This is a genomic window from Acidaminococcus fermentans DSM 20731, assembly GCF_000025305.1.
GTDB lineage: Bacteria > Bacillota > Negativicutes > Acidaminococcales > Acidaminococcaceae > Acidaminococcus > Acidaminococcus fermentans.
In genome coordinates, this window is record NC_013740.1 from 459,486 (window position 1) to 476,988 (window position 17,503).

General features: G+C 56.1%; 16 protein-coding genes, 6 tRNA genes and 1 other annotated feature. All 22 genes read left to right on the forward strand.

Going from position 1 to position 17,503, the window contains the following annotated elements:
* Window positions 1–316 precede the first annotated feature (316 nt).
* The gene (locus ACFER_RS11515; RefSeq protein WP_187287523.1) at window positions 317–490 is read left to right on the forward strand and encodes a hypothetical protein; all 174 of its coding nucleotides are present in this window, start codon (window positions 317–319) and stop codon (window positions 488–490) included.
* Window positions 491–546: 56 nt separating this feature from the next.
* A complete protein-coding gene (locus ACFER_RS11730; protein ID WP_227898383.1) occupies window positions 547–888 on the forward strand; it encodes a MotA/TolQ/ExbB proton channel family protein in 342 nt (113 codons plus the stop codon).
* Window positions 855–1,199 carry a MotA/TolQ/ExbB proton channel family protein gene (locus ACFER_RS11735; RefSeq protein ID WP_244830060.1) on the forward strand — a complete coding sequence of 115 codons (345 nt, stop codon included), beginning with the start codon at window positions 855–857 and terminating at the stop codon, window positions 1,197–1,199. The genes ACFER_RS11730 and ACFER_RS11735 overlap by 34 nt, the downstream gene beginning before the upstream one ends.
* On the forward strand, window positions 1,169–1,801 hold the full coding sequence (locus tag ACFER_RS02035) for a hypothetical protein (RefSeq protein WP_148213904.1): 633 nt from the start codon (window positions 1,169–1,171) through the stop codon (window positions 1,799–1,801). The genes ACFER_RS11735 and ACFER_RS02035 overlap by 31 nt, the downstream gene beginning before the upstream one ends.
* A gap of 266 nt (window positions 1,802–2,067) precedes the next feature.
* Window positions 2,068–2,142, forward strand: a tRNA-Asn gene (locus ACFER_RS02040).
* Window positions 2,143–2,145: 3 nt separating this feature from the next.
* Window positions 2,146–2,220: transfer RNA gene (locus tag ACFER_RS02045), tRNA-Glu, on the forward strand.
* 8 nt (window positions 2,221–2,228) lie between these two features.
* Window positions 2,229–2,304: transfer RNA gene (locus tag ACFER_RS02050), tRNA-Val, on the forward strand.
* 50 nt (window positions 2,305–2,354) lie between these two features.
* Window positions 2,355–2,431: transfer RNA gene (locus ACFER_RS02055), tRNA-Pro, on the forward strand.
* An 11-nt stretch (window positions 2,432–2,442) separates the two neighbouring features.
* Window positions 2,443–2,516 (forward strand) — tRNA-Gly (locus ACFER_RS02060).
* 8 nt (window positions 2,517–2,524) lie between these two features.
* Window positions 2,525–2,601: transfer RNA gene (locus tag ACFER_RS02065), tRNA-Arg, on the forward strand.
* A 145-nt stretch (window positions 2,602–2,746) separates the two neighbouring features.
* Entirely contained in the window at window positions 2,747–3,745 is a 999-nt protein-coding gene (locus ACFER_RS02070; RefSeq protein ID WP_012937783.1) for a permease, read from the forward strand.
* Between the two features lie 12 nt (window positions 3,746–3,757).
* Window positions 3,758–4,069: an ArsR/SmtB family transcription factor gene (locus ACFER_RS02075; RefSeq protein ID WP_012937784.1), complete on the forward strand. Its 312-nt coding sequence runs from the start codon at window positions 3,758–3,760 to the stop codon at window positions 4,067–4,069.
* Between the two features lie 26 nt (window positions 4,070–4,095).
* Window positions 4,096–4,326, forward strand: coding sequence for a thioredoxin family protein (locus ACFER_RS02080; RefSeq protein WP_012937785.1), 231 nt, complete (start codon window positions 4,096–4,098; stop codon window positions 4,324–4,326).
* Window positions 4,327–5,171: 845 nt separating this feature from the next.
* Window positions 5,172–5,708, forward strand: coding sequence for a transcription repressor NadR (locus tag ACFER_RS02085; RefSeq protein ID WP_049763425.1), 537 nt, complete (start codon window positions 5,172–5,174; stop codon window positions 5,706–5,708).
* Window positions 5,709–5,845: 137 nt separating this feature from the next.
* On the forward strand, window positions 5,846–6,316 hold the full coding sequence (locus ACFER_RS10760; RefSeq protein WP_012937787.1) for a DUF805 domain-containing protein: 471 nt from the start codon (window positions 5,846–5,848) through the stop codon (window positions 6,314–6,316).
* A gap of 267 nt (window positions 6,317–6,583) precedes the next feature.
* A complete protein-coding gene (locus ACFER_RS02095; RefSeq protein WP_012937788.1) occupies window positions 6,584–7,501 on the forward strand; it encodes an AAA family ATPase in 918 nt (305 codons plus the stop codon).
* A gap of 6 nt (window positions 7,502–7,507) precedes the next feature.
* Complete coding sequence (locus tag ACFER_RS02100; protein ID WP_012937789.1) at window positions 7,508–9,232, forward strand: VWA domain-containing protein; 1,725 nt, start codon at window positions 7,508–7,510, stop codon at window positions 9,230–9,232.
* A gap of 232 nt (window positions 9,233–9,464) precedes the next feature.
* Window positions 9,465–9,663, forward strand: a binding site (T-box leader).
* 36 nt (window positions 9,664–9,699) lie between these two features.
* Window positions 9,700–12,354, forward strand: coding sequence for a valine--tRNA ligase (locus ACFER_RS02105; RefSeq protein ID WP_012937790.1), 2,655 nt, complete (start codon window positions 9,700–9,702; stop codon window positions 12,352–12,354).
* Window positions 12,355–12,372: 18 nt separating this feature from the next.
* Window positions 12,373–13,653: a bifunctional folylpolyglutamate synthase/dihydrofolate synthase gene (locus tag ACFER_RS02110; protein ID WP_012937791.1), complete on the forward strand. Its 1,281-nt coding sequence runs from the start codon at window positions 12,373–12,375 to the stop codon at window positions 13,651–13,653.
* A gap of 4 nt (window positions 13,654–13,657) precedes the next feature.
* A complete protein-coding gene (locus ACFER_RS02115) occupies window positions 13,658–14,929 on the forward strand; it encodes an O-antigen ligase family protein (protein WP_012937792.1) in 1,272 nt (423 codons plus the stop codon).
* Window positions 14,930–15,100: 171 nt separating this feature from the next.
* Window positions 15,101–16,327, forward strand: coding sequence for a glucose-1-phosphate adenylyltransferase (locus tag ACFER_RS02120; protein ID WP_012937793.1), 1,227 nt, complete (start codon window positions 15,101–15,103; stop codon window positions 16,325–16,327).
* On the forward strand, window positions 16,320–17,432 hold the full coding sequence (gene glgD, locus ACFER_RS02125) for a glucose-1-phosphate adenylyltransferase subunit GlgD (protein ID WP_012937794.1): 1,113 nt from the start codon (window positions 16,320–16,322) through the stop codon (window positions 17,430–17,432). Before ACFER_RS02120 ends, glgD begins: the two co-directional genes overlap by 8 nt.
* Window positions 17,433–17,503: the final 71 nt, after the last annotated feature.

The following is a 17,503-nucleotide window of genomic DNA, read 5'->3' on the forward strand; positions in this document are numbered from 1 at the left end:
CAGGTCACCCGGAGGGTCATATTTTTTTTTGACATTTTTTCTATGTGATGGTATAGTTATACCATGTTTAGTTAGATTACACTAACTTATCGAGAATGACAAATGAATAAGTTACTAGGTTATGCCACTGTATAGTTAGGAGAAACTAATTTATGGGTAAAAAATGGATGGTATTGGGGGCGCTCTGCCTGCTGGCCCTGGGCCTGGGCAGCACTTGGATTTCACCGTACGGGATCTGGTGAGCTTTGGACGTGTACCCTACCAGAACTGGCACGGGGGCAATACGGAGAAAGATGACCGGGTGGTGGACTGAGCCATGGAAGTCAGCGACCGGATCGTAGTCATCAAGGACGGGAAAAAGTATGCGGAAGGGCCACCGGAAGAAATTATCACGCCCCGGATGATGAAGGAAGTCTACCAGGTGGACTGTGATGTGGTCAAACTGCCGGGACGGAAACGACCCGTCCTGGTGTATGGAGAAATCCGGTAAATAGTACCTATTAGTTAGCTAAAACTAACGTTAAAAATACAGGAGGAACGACGTCTATGAATCTGTTTGCAGCAGGAATCGATTATTTCATCAAAGGGGGCTGGGTCATGTGGCCCCTGCTGGTCTGCTCCATCGCTGCACTGGCCATTGGGGTGGAACGGACCCTGTACTTCCGGAAAGCGGACAGCGGACGGGGATTCACCGAGAAGTTCTGCACGTATATCGAAGAAAACAACTGGGATGCGGCCAAACAGCTGGCGGATACCACCCGGGGAGAAATTGTCAAACTGGCCACCATTGTCATGGCAGCCATGGAAATTATGAGTTCCTGGAAAATTTCATCAGCTACCGGGCAGAGCGGGCCCTGGACAAATTTGAACAGAACCTGCCCTATTTGAACATCATTGTGACGTTGGCACTGGTACTGGGGCTTCTGGGCACGGTTACCCGGATGATGGGTGCCTTCAACCACATTACCCAGCGGATGGAAAATCCCATGGGGGTCACGGCCGGCCTGGCAGAAGCTTTGATCACCACCGTATTCGGACTGTGCATTTTCATTGTGGCCGTGTGCTTCCATGGATACTTTGAACGGCGGATGAAAATCATCACCCTGAACATCGAGGAAATGGGCAATACCCTGCTGGAAGCCGTGCGCAAGAAGGAAACCTGCAGCGTATGCTGCCATCCGGAACGGAGGCGGGCATGATCAAGCTGAAGAAGCGGGGGAATCTGTCACCGGCTGCCACCACAAAGGAGCAGACCGCCATGTTCGCCTTCGGGAAGAAATACCTGGATGCCCTGGGGTACAAGCGGCTCAGCTTCTGTCACTGGGCCCGGAACAACCGGGAACGGAGCCTGTATAACACCCTGGCCCGGGGCGGAGTCCATCTGTTCCCCTTCGGCTGCGGGGCTGGAGGCCATGTGGACGGTATTTCCACCATGCTCCACCGGACCTTGCCCATGTACGAAAAAATGGTATCCGCCGGTCAGAAACCCCTTATGTTCCTCCAGCAGGAATCGCCTTATGCCCGGATCGCTGACCGGATCCAGGCTCAGCTGAACCAGTGCCGTCTGGATTTGGAGGACTTGGCCCGTATGGACAGCCGTCTTTCTGACCTCCAGTGGCTGGGTGACCTATGGGAAGAGTATGGGCTCTGGAAGCACAATGGATATCTGTATCATCTTACCGAAGCTGGACAGTTCTGGGAAGTGAACATGACCCAGACGGTCCTGGAATGTGTGGAACTGCTCATGGAAGGAGCGGAACAGGGGAAAGCAGCGGAGGCAAGGGTGGCGGAGCAGGGCTAACGCTACCATTACTGCTGCCGCGTAACCCAGGCGCACGATATGAATCCAGCTGTTTTGTCAGCGGGGATTTTCGAAAGCGACATGTACCATTTAGTACTATGCCGCATTCGAAAATCCCTGCTTTCGCGCATCTGACCTACTCTGACATCTTTTTTAGCGTGAGGCAGGGCATCTCAAATTTTCTTGAAAAATTTTAGAAAACCTGTTGACATTTTGTACCATCTTTTATATAATAACACTCGCAGCGCATGAGCGTCGCAAGAAATTCCCCGATAGCTCAATGGTAGAGCACTCGACTGTTAATCGAGTTGTTGTAAGTTCGAGTCTTACTCGGGGAGCCAAGTGGCCGGATGGTCAAGCGGTTAAGACACCGCCCTTTCACGGCGGTATCGGGGGTTCGATTCCCCCTCCGGTCACCACTTCTTTTGGGCGCTTAGCTCAGCTGGGAGAGCGTCTGCCTTACAAGCAGAATGTCAGCAGTTCGATCCTGTTAGCGCCCACCATATTTTTTTTACCCTTTTTTGCTTATAATCAAGTTGGCCTGTTTGTGCGACGGGGCGTAGCTCAGTTTGGTAGAGCACCTGCCTTGGGAGCAGGGGGTCGTAGGTTCAAATCCTGTCGCTCCGACCAATTTTCACTTTGCGGGTGTAGCTCAATGGTAGAGCCCTAGCCTTCCAAGCTAGTTACGTGGGTTCGATTCCCATCACCCGCTCCATTTTATTTGGCCCCGTAGCTCAGCTGGATAGAGCAACGGCCTTCTAAGCCGTGTGTCGAGTGTTCGAATCACTCCGGGGTCACCACTTGAAACCACAGAAGCTGTGAGAAAATGAGAAATCATTTTTCACAGCTTCTTTTTTATTTTATTTTTTTCATATTGACAATCATCTATATTATGCTATACTGGTATCAGATAGATAATAATCAATATGATGGAGGCAGAAAGAAATGTGGACATTTATACAAAATGAAATCCTGGGAATGCAGTGGCTGAACCGTCTGATTGGGGCCGGTCTTGGGGCGGCAGGGATGGACCTGGGGTCTCGGCTGGGGGGCAGTGTGCAGTTTTTCTTGTACGATGTGATCAAGATCTCTGTATTGCTGGTAGTGCTGATTTTCTGTGTCTCCTATATCCAGAGCTACTTCCCGCCGGAACGAAGCCGACAGATCCTGGGCCGATTCCATGGGTTGGGTGCCAATCTGATTGGGGCCCTTCTGGGAACGGTGACACCGTTCTGCTCCTGCTCCTCCATTCCCCTTTTCATGGGATTTACCAGCGCCGGCTTGTCCCAGGGGGTTACCTTTTCTTTCCTGATTTCTTCTCCCATGGTAGATCTGGGGAGCCTGGTACTGCTGATGGGAGTATTCGGTTATAAAATCGCCCTGGCCTATGTGGTGATGGGACTGGTGATTGCCGTGGCCGGCGGGACTTTGATTGAACATCTCCATATGGAGGATCAGGTGGCGGATTTCATTCGGCAGGCCCGGATAGAAACCAGCCTGGCTCCGGAACATCTGACGGTCGGGCAGCGGACCGCTTTTGCCCGGGAGCAGGTGGAAAACACCTTCCGGAAAGTCTTTCCCTATATTCTCCTGGGGGTGGGCATCGGGGCAGTGATCCATGAATGGGTTCCGGAACATCTGGTGACGGCTGTACTTGGGAGTCGGAACTCCTTTGGAGTGGTGCTGGCCACACTGGTGGGGGTACCCATGTATGCGGACATTTTCGGCACCATACCGGTGGCGGAGGCATTGCTGGGAAAAGGAGCCCAGCTGGGGACGGTACTGAGCTTCATGATGGCGGTGACCACCCTGAGCCTGCCCTCCATGATCATGCTGGGCAAGGCGGTGAAACCCAAACTGTTGCGGACGTTTGTGGCCATCTGTACGGCGGGAATCATTGCCGTAGGATATGGATTCAATCTGTTCCAGGCCTGGCTGCTGTAAGGAGGTGAAGACATGAATGCAATGGACGCGGCAGTAATCTGCAAGGCCCTGGGAGATTCCAACCGGATCCGAATCGTGGAGCTGCTGACCCAGGGGGAACTGTGTGGCTGCAAACTGCTGGAGTATTTTAACATTACCCAGCCTACCCTGTCCCACCATATGAAGGTACTGGCAGAATGTGGGTTGATCTGCAGCCGGAAGGAATGGAAGAATACCTATTATTCCCTGAACTGTGAAACTCTCACGGCATTCAGGAATTATATAGGAACGCTGACCTGCCGAAAAGGGAGAGCCTGCAGCTGCATGGATGAAAGCGGAAGATAGAAAGCAATAAGAAAGGATGAGAAAATATGGTTATTCAAGTCATGGGCGGAGGATGCAGCAAATGTGAAACGCTGCTGGAAAATGTCAAGGAAGCGGTGGCCCATACGGGGAAAACGGCGGAAATCCAATATGTTACGGATTTTGCCATCATTGCCGGCAAGGGAATCATGAGTACTCCAGCTCTGGTTATTGATGGAAAGGTGGTTTCATCTGGACGCGTACTGAAGACCAAGGAAATCGAATCACTCTTAGGTTGAAAAATGATCTGTGTCCTGGGAGCAGGACTGAATCCGGAGCTGCTTGGGCAGGAAGATGCTCCAAAGATACAGGATGGAGTATGCTTCCTGCCTTTCCTGTTGCATTCATAGTATAACGGCCACGTGACACGTTATAAGGCGTCTGCCATTCAGAAAGCCTATGAAGATAACCGCAAGCACAGTTATCTTCATAGGCTTTCTGAGTAGATCAGCATTTCTCAATTATGTACGTAAATGCTTTACAGGAGATGGCTGGTCATTGGACGCCTGTGTAGGATGCGCTGTCCTCAATGATGACTTAACTGGTCAGCAGATCTCCGATGTGGAGACCTGGTGTAACTGCCTCCCAAGAAAGGTCCTGGGGCATAAAAAACTGATGAAATATTCGAGGAGAAAATAGACCGAATCCACCAGGCTGCTGCCTGGTGGAGGGTGCCCAACTTGTAATTGCGATTCACCTGCTAAATTCTAAGTCGTGTGTCGAGCGTTCGAATCGCTCCGGGGTCACCAATTGAAAACAAATTTTCACAGCTTCTTTTTTGTTACTGGCCAACGGTCACGAGCCACTGGCCGATGGAAATCGATTTTGCAAATTGATTTTAAACAGCATGAACCGTAGGGGGCGCAGGCCCGGCGTCCCGCATAACACCTGGACAAACGCCGACCGTTGACAGGGGGATGTGAAATTTTTTCACCCCCCCTTTTTTTGTATGATTGCATTTCGACAATTATAAGTAATTGTGATAGAATACATATGAATGCTCTAGGAATGACACCCTGCCGTACAGCCATTGCGCATCTGTTCCCGGCGCAGGGAATCCAAAAGAAATCTTAGGGGGAGGGGTATGATGAAGAATCAAGAACGCAGAAAGAAAATCATGGAGATCTTACGGAACAGCAACGGTCCGGTGACCGGGGATCAGCTGGCCAAGGACCTGAATGTGTCCCGGCAGGTGATCGTCCTGGATATGGCCCTTTTGCGGAGCGCCGGTACGGCCATTGTTTCCACCCGCCGGGGTTACCAGATCAATGGACGGAGCCTGACCATGGATTTCGAATGCCGGTACAAAGCCATGGATACGGACAGTGCCCGGGATGAAATGAACATCGTGGTGGACAACGGGGGCATGATCGTCAGCATTACCCTGGTGCCGGATTTCTGCGGTCCCATCCAGGCATTCCTGAACCTGAAGAACCGGCGGGATGTGAACCAGTATCTGGAGAATTTCCGCAAGTACAACATTCCGCTGATCGCCACCCTGTCCCAGGGGGTCCATACTCTTTCCGTAGCGGCGGATTCCCAGGAAGAACTGGAAGCCATCCGGGATGGACTGGCGGAAGGCGGTTTCCTGGTGGAAGAAACGGACGGAGAAAAGAAGTAAGCAGGAGCGCATTTTACAGGCATGGTTTTCCTGTAAAATGCGTCTTTTTTATGTCCTGCCCCTTTTCTTTCCGGGCAAAAATGGATATAATATCTTTCGACTGAATAGATAGGAATCGCTGATGGTAAGGAGGATGTATGGACTTGAATGGCGGAATGGTTGAAAACAAATTGGAGAATCTTTCTCCCTACCAGTGGATGGAACAGCATTTTTTCGCCCGGCAGATTCCCCGGGACTGGCCGTCCCTGCTTGCTCTGTATCTGAACTTCCACGGCCGTCTGGGCCGGGTGGAACTGGCCCTGCGGGGAGCGCTCCTGTTGGGGGGCGCCAGCTGCCTGACGTTTTTCCTGATGGGCTGTGTCTTTCTCTTTACCCTGTTTGAAAGCGGGGTGGGGGCCATTGCCCTGATGGGCCTGTGGCTGCTGACCTATTTTGTCATGTTTTTATGCGGGCTGTCCCTGCTGGCCCGCCGGTTCCATGATATGGACAAAAGCGGCTGGTGGGTGATGCTGTTCTGCGTGCCCATCGTCAACCTGGCCACCTACATCTACCTGATGACGAAAAAGGGCACCCCGGGAGCAAACCGGTTCGGAGGGGTGCCGGAGTGAGGTTCTGCTGCAGGGGCGGCAGAACTTCTGGCCGCGGGCCGAGGGTCGCGAGTCGCGGGTTTGTTGCTGCAGACCGAAGATTCAGCTTTACGGATTCCGGTCGAATTTGTCTTATCATTCTATAGAAAAAGGACGAACGGTTTAGACGTCCAGGCTCGCGACCCGTGACCTGCGGCCCGCGACAGGGGGGTGTGAATTTCTTTCACACCCCCCTTTTGTGCTATAATAAATACTGATGCAACGACTAGTCAATCGAGGGGAGCCCTTATGATGCTGGAATTTTTAGAGAATGAACATATCAATCCGGACCTGCTCCGGGGACTGGAGGCCTATCGGAAAGAATTCCCCACGCCGGCGGAACTCCAGGCCCGGGTCCCCATCCCTCACTTCCATTATTATGGCAAAGACGTGTGGGAAGAGGCCATTGCCGCCCTGCTGTGCGGGCAGAACCTGCTGCTGGCCGGCCCCAAGGCCACCGGGAAGAACGTGCTGGCGGAAAACCTGGCGGCGGTGTTCGGACGGCCCATGTGGAACGTGTCCTTCCACATCAATATGGATGCCACCGGGATGCTGGGAACCGATACCTTTAAAAACGGAGAAGTGGAATTCCGCCCCGGTCCCGTGTACCAGTGCGCGGTAAAAGGCGGCTTCGGGGTCTTCGATGAAATCAACATGGCCCGGAACGAAGCCATGGCCGTACTCCATTCTCTGCTGGACTTCCGTCATACGGTGGATATCCCCGGCTATGACCTGCTCCATGCGGACAAGGCCTGCCGGTTCATCGCCACCATGAACTACGGGTATTCCGGCACCCGGGAACTGAACGAAGCCCTGGCTTCCCGGTTTGCAGTGATCCAGCTGCCATCCATTTCCATGGATGCCCTGGAACGGCTGCTCCGGGATGAATTCCCCACCCTCCGGAAGGAATCCCTGAAGGCTTTCTGCCAGATCTTCAAGGATCTGGAAAAGAAATGCCGGGAAAGCGAAATTTCGGAAAAAGCCCTGGACCTGCGGGGGATGCTGGATGCCATCCATCTGATGGAAGCGGGGCTGGAAGCCCACAAAGCCCTGGATCTGGGGATTGTGAACAAGTCCTTTGATGAATACGAACCGGGGCTGATCCGGGATGTGATCAATCTCCACATTCCCGGGAATTATACCAAAAAGGACATTTTCGAGGACTGAGGAACCATGGGAAAACTGAAATACGATGCCAAACGCCGCCGGGCTTTGAATATCGTATGGGATGTATCCTGGGACTACCGGTTCAATCCGGATTTCCTGGCCTATACGGAGCAGGGCACTCCGGATCTGTATCTGAATGCGGTGGTGGGGTTCACCCGGAAATACTATGATGTGAAGCTGATCCACCAGATGTTCGAAGAAATGGAGGACAGCGCCCTCCGGGATACTTTTACGGACCTGTTCTGGCTGGGACTGGAATACGCCACCTATGCCAAAGAGGCTCCGGTGCGTCCGGTGCTGCCCTATTTGCGGCAGCAGCATGCCCGGGCCTATTTTGACGGCACCAAACTGGACAAGACCGGGGTGGCCCACGAGATGCAGGCGGCCCGGTGGCACGAAGTGCTGGGAGAAGGGCTGGATCTCCACGATCCCTGGGCCAAAGGGCTGTATGCCAATCTGTGCTTCGATCCTTCCTGGGATACCCGGACCCTGTGTGACCATTTCCGGAAAATCACCAAAAAGTACTTCGTCTCCCATTTCCTGGTCCGGGAAAGCCTGGAAAAGGTGATCATCAGCAAGGGATTGGGGGATTTCATGGACTGGCTGCTGCCCCATGTGTTCCGGAAGCAGGAAAGCGTGTTCAATTTCCTGTATTCCAAGAAACAGGCCATGGATATCCTGGCCGGGAAAAAGGCCCACAACGGACTGATGGCCATCATCACCGGCCAGACCGCAGCGGAAAACTACCAGTACATCGTGGATTGTTTCGGGGCCAGCATCTATCCGCCCCGGAAAATGCTGGACATCGACCAGGCCTGGTGCAGCGGGCCCCATCAGGGCTGTCACCTGCACTTTACCCGGGGCCGGCTGGGTAGCAAAGGCGCCACGGGGGAAGCCTCCCGGTGGCTCCAGGGAGCCCATGCCCAGCGGGTGAAGAACCTGGCCTACTACAAGGATCACGGAGAACAGTGCCGGAAGAGCATTGCCCGGCTCACCACCCAGCTCCGGAGCGTCATGCGCATGGCCCGGACCAGACTGCCGGTGCCCGCCAAGGAAGGGGAACTGGTGCCCGGAATGGTGTGGCGGGCACTGAAGGTGAATGATCCCCGGGTGTTCTACCAGCGGGAAACGGTCTCCAGCCCGGATTTTACCGTGGATCTGATGCTGGATGCTTCGGCATCCCGGGGCGAATACCAGCAGGTGATTGCTTCCCAGGCTTATGTGATCGCTGAAAGCCTGCGCCAGTGCGGGATCCCCTACCAGGTGTATTCCTTCTGCACCCTGCGGAATTATACGGTGCTCACCCTGTTCAAGGATTATGCCGACAAGAAGCGGTGTACCAACATCTTCAACTATGTAGCAACCGGCTGGAACCGGGACGGCCTGGCCCTTCGGGGTGCCCGGCAGCTGATGGGGGATTTTACCCGGACAAAAAAAATCCTGATTATGCTCACCGACGGGGAACCCAACGACGACAAGCCCCTGGTGGGGGACGGACTGTTCAGTTCCTCAGAATACCGGGATGAAAAGGCCGTGGCCAATACGGCGGATGAAGCTGCCGCCCTCCGCCGGGAGGGAATCCGGATCATTGGCCTGATCAACGGGGAGAACCAGCACATCATGAAAGACGCCCGGAAGATCTTCGGGGAGGACTGTGTGGAAGTCCGGGACCTGGACAAAATGGCCGACAGCGTGGGCAGGATGCTCACCCGGCAGATCGAGGCGCTGTGAAAAGCAGTGCAGGGTGAAGAGCCAGGAACGGTGGAAATCCAATGCTGCATTGCAATGCTGTAGGGGCCGCACGCCGGGCGGCCCGCTGGATGATCGTCTGGCGGTGCATTCTGCGGGGCGCCGGGCCTGCACCCCCTGCGGTTTTATGTTGATTGCGGGCAAACTGACATCTTCCATTCCCCATTGACAATCCTGCGCCCCCTTGTTACAATGACTCCATACACCCATACAGTCAGAGGCTGTGACGGGAAGGAGTACAGCGCCCCTTGCATCGGCAGAGAGGATGCGGTTGGTGGAAGCATCCGGGCAATGCGCTGGAAGTCGTCCCTGAGCCGGCAGGAGGAAAGACCTGCCCGTTTCGGCACGTTACGCCTTTGAGGTGCTCAAGCAATTGAGAATGTAGGTGGTACCGCGAACAACTCGTCCTATACAGCAGGACGGGTTTATTTTTTTAAGGAGGCAGAGTTATGGCAGAAGAAAACAACATCCCCAAGGTCTATGATCCGGCTGCGGTGGAGAAAAAATGGTATGCATACTGGACCGAAAAGGGCTTTTTCCATCAGCCGGTGGACAAGAGCCGGAAACCCTTCAGTGTGGTGATCCCGCCTCCCAACATCACCGGCAAGCTCCACATGGGCCATGCCCTGGACAATACCCTCCAGGACATCCTGGTGCGCTGGCACCGGATGATGGGGGACAACACCTGCTGGCTGCCGGGCTATGACCATGCAGGCCTGGCCACCCAGATCAAGGTGGAAGAAGAACTGAAGAAGAAGGAAGGCCTGACTCGCTACGACCTGGGCCGGGAAGAATTCGTGAAACGGGTCTGGAAATGGAAGGAAGCCTACGGGGACGAAATCGTCCGCCAGCTGAAGAGCCTGGGGATTTCCTGCGACTGGGACCGGCAGCGGTTCACCATGGATGAAGGCCTGAGCCGGGCTGTCCGGGAAGCTTTCGTGAGCCTTTATGAAAAGGGCCTGATCTACAAGGGAACCCGGATGATCAACTGGTGCGTGAACTGCCGCACGGCTCTGTCCGACGTGGAAGTGGAACACCAGGATGATGCAGGGGCCCTGTGGCACATCAACTACCCCATCGTGGGCGAAAAGGACCAGTATCTGACCATTGCCACCAGCCGTCCGGAAACCATCCCTGGGGATACGGCCGTGGCCGTGAATCCCAAGGATGAACGGTACGGGAAACTGGTGGGGAAGAAAATCGCCCTGCCCACCACCAACCGGGAAATCCCCATCATCGCCGATGAATATGTGGACCTGGAATTCGGTACCGGCGCGGTGAAGATCACCCCGGCCCATGACCCCAACGACTATGAAGTGGGCCAGCGGCACAACCTGGAACAGATCGTGGTCATCGGTCTGGACGGGAAGATGACCAGGGAAGCCGGCAAATATGAAGGGGAAGACCGGTATGAATGCCGGAAGCACATTGTCCAGGATCTGAAGGATATGGGCCTGCTGGTGAAGATCGAAGACGCTCCCCACTCCGTAGGCCACTGCCAGCGCTGCCACCATGTGGTGGAACCCATGGTGTCCACCCAGTGGTTCGTGAAGATGAAACCCCTGGCGGAAGCCGCCATCAAATGCGTCACTGAAGGCCACACGGAATTCGTGCCCAGCCGGTTCACCAAGACCTATCTCCAGTGGATGGAAAACATCCATGACTGGTGCATTTCCCGGCAGATCTGGTGGGGCCACCGGATCCCGGTCTGGTACTGCGACGACTGCGGGGAAGTGGCTGCCTCCCGGACGGACCTGACTGCCTGCCCCAAATGCGGCAGCACCCACATCCATCAGGAGGAAGACTGCCTGGATACCTGGTTCAGCTCCGGCCTGTGGCCTTTCTCCACCTTCGGCTGGCCGGACAAGACGGAAGAACTGGAACACTGGTATCCTACCAGCGTGCTGGTCACCGGCTATGACATCATCTTCTTCTGGGTGGCCCGGATGATCACCATGGGCGAAGAATTCATGGGCAAGGAACCCTTCAAGCACGTGTTCATCCACGGTCTGGTACGGGATGAACAGGGCCGGAAGATGAGCAAATCCCTGGGCAACGGCATCGACCCGGTGGAAGTGGTGAACCAGTACGGGGCGGATACCCTGCGGTTCATGCTGATCACCGGCAATACCCCGGGCAACGACATGCGGTTCTACTGGAACCGGATCGAAAGCACCCGGAACTTTGCCAACAAGATCTGGAACGCCTCCCGGTTCGCCCTGATGAACCTGGACGGCTATGACAAGGATGCGGAAAAGGCGCCCCTTACCCTGGCGGACAAATGGATCCTGTCCCGGCTCCAGCACACCATCCAGGACGTGTCCACCTATCTGGAGAAATTCGAACTGGGCGAAGCGGGCCGGCTGATCTACGACTTCATCTGGGGCGAAGTATGCGACTGGTACATCGAACTGGCCAAACCCCGTCTCTACGACCGGGAAAATGCCCCTGCCCGGGCCACGGCCCAGACGGTGCTGTGCCGGGTACTGGGAGACGCCATGAAGCTGCTGCACCCCTATATGCCCTTCATTACGGAAGAAATCTGGCAGCACCTGCCCCACGAAGGCCAGAGCATCATGATCGCTCCCTGGCCTGTGGCTGATGACAGCCTGATGGACGACTCGGTGGAAAAACAGATGACCGCCGTCATGGACGTGATCAAGGCCATCCGGAACATGCGGGCGGAAGTGAATGCGGCTCCCGGCCACAAGGCTCCGGCTACGGTGCTGGTGGATGCAGACCTGAAGGATGTGTTCGCCGGCAACGGGGATTACATCCGGCAGCTGGGTACGGTGGATGAACTGACCCTGGGTGCCATGGAGGATGCAGCTCCGGAAAACGCCATGGCCGCTGTGGTGAATGGCGCCAAAGTGTACCTGCCCCTCAAGGGCCTGATCGACGTGGAAAAGGAACTGGCCCGGCTCCAGAAGGAACTGGACGGGGCGGAAAAGGAAGCCAAGCGGGCTGCCGGGAAACTGAGCAACCAGAACTTCCTGGCCAAGGCACCTGCTGAAGTGGTGGAAAAGGAAAAAAACAAACAGACGGAGATCCTGGCGCGGATCGACGGCCTGAAGGAACGGATCGCAACCCTGCGCAGCCTGTAAAAGGGAAAGGAGCAGACTATGGAATATTCGGCCGCAGTAACATATGTGGAAAGCCTGGGAAAATTCGGCATCCATCTGGGGATGGAACGGATCCAGGGCCTGACAGCCCTTCTGGACCATCCGGAACGGAAGATCCGGACCATCCATGTGACCGGGACCAACGGCAAGGGCAGTGTCACCACGTTCCTGGCCAATATGCTCCAGCAGGCGGGGAAAAAGGTGGGGAGCTACACCTCCCCCCATTTTGTCCGCTACAATGAACGGATCTGCCTGAACGGGGAGGAAATCTCCAACGAGGATTTCGCCGCCGTGACGGAGCGGACCAAAGCCGCCCTGGACCGGTTCCTGGCGGAAGGGGGCGAACAGCCCACCCAGTTTGAATTCATCACTGCCATGGCTTTCCTGTATTTTGCGGAAAAACAGGTGGATTACGCGGTGATCGAAGTGGGCATGGGAGGCCTGTGGGATTCCACCAACATCATCACTCCGGAAGTTTCGGTGATCACCAATGTGACCCTGGAACACACGGATCGGCTGGGGAAGACCATCGAAGCCATTGCCGCCCAGAAAGCCGGGATCATCAAACCGGGGGTCCCGGTGGTGACGGAAGCGGAAGGCAAGGCCCTGGAAGTGATCCGGGGCACGGCGGAAGCCAGCCACGCACCCCTGTATGTGTACGGGGATGACTTCTCTACGGAAGAACTGACCAGTTCCATGGATGCCCAGACCTTCCTGTACCGGATGGGAGAAAAGGAAATGGAAGTGACCATCCATCTGCCGGGAGAGCACCAGATCCTCAACGGGGCGGCAGCCCTTGCGGCAGCGGAAATCCTCCGGGAAAAGGACGGCAGCATCGATGAGGCCGCCATGCTCCGGGGCATGGACGCAGCCCGGTGGCCGGGCCGGCTGGAACGGATCCACCGGAATCCGGACATCATCCTGGACGGGGCCCACAATCCCTCCGGGGTGACGGTGCTCCGGAAGGCCCTGGATGAATATTATCCCGGGGCCCGGCGGATCTATGTGTTCGGCATGATGGCGGACAAGGATGTGAGCCAGGTATCGGAGATCCTGTTCCGGCCGGAGGACACCATCTACACGGTGCTGGCCCACGAGGGAGACCGGTCGGAAAAACCGGAGAAACTGGCCCGGCGGCTCCACAAGAATGCGGTGCCCATGGATGAACTGGCGGCGGCCTACCGCCGGGCGGTACAGGAAGCCGGTCCGGAGGATGTGGTGATCGTCTGCGGATCCCTGTATCTGATCGGCACCTTCAAGGAACTGGGACTGGACCGGTAGGATCATGGAGCGACCGAGAGGCTGGGGCCTCCCAGCATCCTGGAACCTGAACCAGATTACTTTCGGGGTCCTTTGCGTACTGTTTTTCGTGCTGCCCCTGCACCAGCTGGGAGCAGGGATCATCTTCGGCATCTGCTTTGCGCTGAACCTGGTGAACATCTGGAAGACCGGACAGTTCTGGCCGGCCATCCAGATTCCCCGGACCATCAGCCGGCCCCTGTGGGCCCTGTTCCTCCTGAGCGGGGTCAGCACCCTGTGGTCGGCCAACCCGGCTGCCTGTGCCCTGAACTGGCTGTGGGTGGTGGGCCAGGAGGCGGGGATCTTCTATCTGGTGCTCCGGTATGCCAGCACCGGACGGCGGACCCTGTTCCTGATCAAGATCTTCATGATCTCCGCCGGACTGGTGGCGGCCTACGGCATCTGGCAGTACTTTTTCAGCAGCAGTCTCCAGAACCTGGAATGGATCGACCACCAGGCCTTCAAGCATCTGTCCCGGCGGGCTTTTTCCACCCTGGTGAACCCCAATATCCTGGGAACCTTCCTGGTGACCACGGTGGCCTACTGCGAAGGACTCTTTGCGCCCCTGAAAGGGGGGAGGACCCGGTGGGCCCTGGTGGGGATTTTTCTCCTGGCCACGGCCTGCCTGATCCTGACTTTTTCCCGGGGCAACTGGGTGGCTTATTTCTGGGTGCTGTTCATTTTTGCCGGGGCCTTTTACCACAAGGCCTTTCTGCCCTTTATCGGGGGCGGGCTGGGGGTGCTGTATCTGTTCTGGAACCAGCTGGCGGAACGGCTCATGTCCATTTTTTCCGTCCATGACACCTCGGCGGAACTGCGGTTCTTTTATTTGGAAAGTTCCCTGGACATGATCCGGGACCATCCCTTCGGGGTGGGCTGGTACGGGTACGGCTATGCTTTCCCGGACTACAATTTCTTCATCGATGAAGAAGTGTTCATGTATCACAGCCACAACCTGCTGCTGAATGTGACGGCGGAACTGGGGATCCCCGGGCTGCTGCTGTTCCTGTATGTGATGGTCCGGCTGTTCCTGCTGGCCCGGGAAATCCGGCACCGGCAGCGGACCCGGCCCTGGCTGCGGGGGGTGGCCTGCGGGTACATGGCGTCCCTGGTGGGAATCTTCATCAGTGGACTGACGGACCACACCCTGTTCAACAGCCAGCTGGGCATGCTGTTCTGGGCAGGGAATGCCATCCTGCTCATAGCGGACCGGCTGAGCAGCGGAAGAAGCGGCGCAGCCTCTTCCCGTTGCCTGTGACTTTCAAAAAGGGAGCTGTTGCTTTTGCAGCAGCCCCCTTTTTTTCGTAAATATGGTAAAATAAACAGAAGAACAGTCATGGTGCAGCTGTCGAGAGTCCTGTCCGTTAAACCATCTGGAACAATGTACTGACAATGGACGCGGCACCCATAGAAACAGGAGGCGATGACCTTGAGAAAAATAGAATGTCTTGCCATGATCCTGGCCGGCGGCAAAGGAAGCCGGCTGGGGGTCCTGACGAAAAATGTGGCCAAACCGGCGGTGCTTTTCGGCGCCAAATACCGGATCATCGACTTTACCCTCAGCAACTGCCGGAATTCCGGCATCGGCACCGTGGGGATCCTGACCCAGTACCAGCCCCTGGAACTGAACTGGTACATCGGCAACGGCAGCAGCTGGGATCTGGACAGCGGGGACAACGGGGGCACCTTTGTGCTGCCGCCCTACATGAACGACAAGGATTCCTCCAACTGGTACCAGGGCACGGCGGATGCCATTTACCAGAACCTGAATTTCCTGGACATGATCGATCCGGAGTATGTGCTGATCCTGTCCGGGGACCATATCTATTCCATGGATTACAGCACCATGCTGGCCTTCCACAAGAAACATCAGGCAAAGGTCACCGTCAGCACCTTCCGGGTGCCCCTTTCCGAAGCCTCCCGGTTCGGCATCATGAACGCCAATGAGGACATGAGCATCCGGGAATTCGAGGAAAAGCCCGCCCATCCCAAAAGCACCCTGGCTTCCATGGGCATCTACATCTTCAACAAGGATGTGCTGAAGAAATACCTGATGGAAGACGCGGCCCGGGAAGATTCCGACCACGATTTCGGCAAGAACATCATCCCCCGGCTCCTGGAAGACCAGGTGCCCACCTACGCCTATCCCTTCGAAGGGTACTGGAAGGACGTGGGAACCTTTGAAAGCCTGTGGCAGGCCAATATGGACCTTTTGTCCGACAATCCGCCCATCAGCCTGAACGATCCCCACTGGCGGATCTATTCCGGGAACCAGTCCCTGCCCGCCCACTATGTGGGGCCCAATGCTTCGGTGATCAGCTCGCTCACCGGGGAAGGGGCCGTGATCCTGGGGAATGTGTTCCATTCGGTGATCTTCTACAATGTAACGGTGGAAGAAGGGGCCACGGTGACGGATTCGGTGCTGATGCCCGGCACGGTGGTGGAAAAAGGCGCCGTGGTGGACCATGCCATCCTGGGAGAACGCTGCCGGGTACGGGCCGGCTGTGTGGTCCGGGGAGCGGCAGGCAGCATCCAGGTGTACGGCAATGACGATGTGGTGCCGGGAACGGATGTGCTGGAATCCTCGGCCCAGCCGGTTACCGGCGCTGTCGGAGAAATGAAATCCAAGGAAAAAGGAGCGGTGGTCAATGGATAACAACATCATCGGCCTGATCAATCTGCAGGGGCCCAATTACATGGAAGAACTGAGCCGGAAGCGTCCCATGGCTTCCGAACCCTTTGCCGGCAAATACCGGCTCATCGATTTCGCCCTGTCTACCATGGTCAACGCCGGGGTGGACACGGTGGGGCTGCTGCTGCCTTTCCACAGCCGTTCCGTCCTGGATCATGTCCGGTCCGGGAAGGACTGGAGCCTGGCCCGGAAACAGCACGGTCTGTTCTATCTGCCGGTGGATGAAGCCCGGGAAGTGACCAATCCCCAGGTGGGGGACATCCGCACCTATTACAAGAACCTGCGGTTCGTGGAACGGGAACAGAACCACTACCTGCTGCTGAGCCGCTGCGATGTGGTCCACAACATCGACTACAAGGAGATGCTCCACTATCACCGGAACCGGAATGCGGATGTGACCCTGGCCTACAAGACCCTGGAAAAGGATTATGAAGGGGAAGGGTATGCGGTATCCGTCAACGAGGCCGGCCATGTGACCCGTCTGGTAAAGACCAGCAAACTGAAAAAAGGAGACAGGATCCTTTTGGGCAGCGTGCTCATGGACGGGAACCTGTTCGTGGCCATGGTCCGCCGGGCCTTTGCCCAGGATCCCAACCAGTACCTGATCGATGTGCTGGCCCGGAACGTGTCCCGTCCCGGGATCTACGGCTATGAATACCGGGGCTATGCCAAACGGATCCACTCTCTCAAAAGCTATTACGAAGCCAATATGGACATGCTGCAGCTGGAAAACTGGAAGGCCATCTACCGGCCGGACCGGAAGATCTACACCAAGGTGAAGGACGAGGCACCGGCCAAGTACATGGCGGATGCCAAGGTGACCAATTCCCTGGTGGGGGATGGCTGCATCATCGAAGGCACCGTGGAAAATTCCATCCTGTTCCGCCGGGTGCGGGTGGGACGGAACGCGGTGGTGAAGAATTCCATCATCATGCAGAATACGGAAATCGGGGAAGAAGCACGGGTGGACCGGGTGATCTGTGACAAGAACCAGGAAATCCAGCCGGAAGCCTATCTGAACGGCAAACCGGAGGCACCTCTGTGTGTAACCCAGTACGATATCCTCTGACCCTGGGGGCAGAGGAACAGGAAGGCAGGGGTCATTACGAAAAACTGGAAAAGTCCGAAACAATTTGTCTG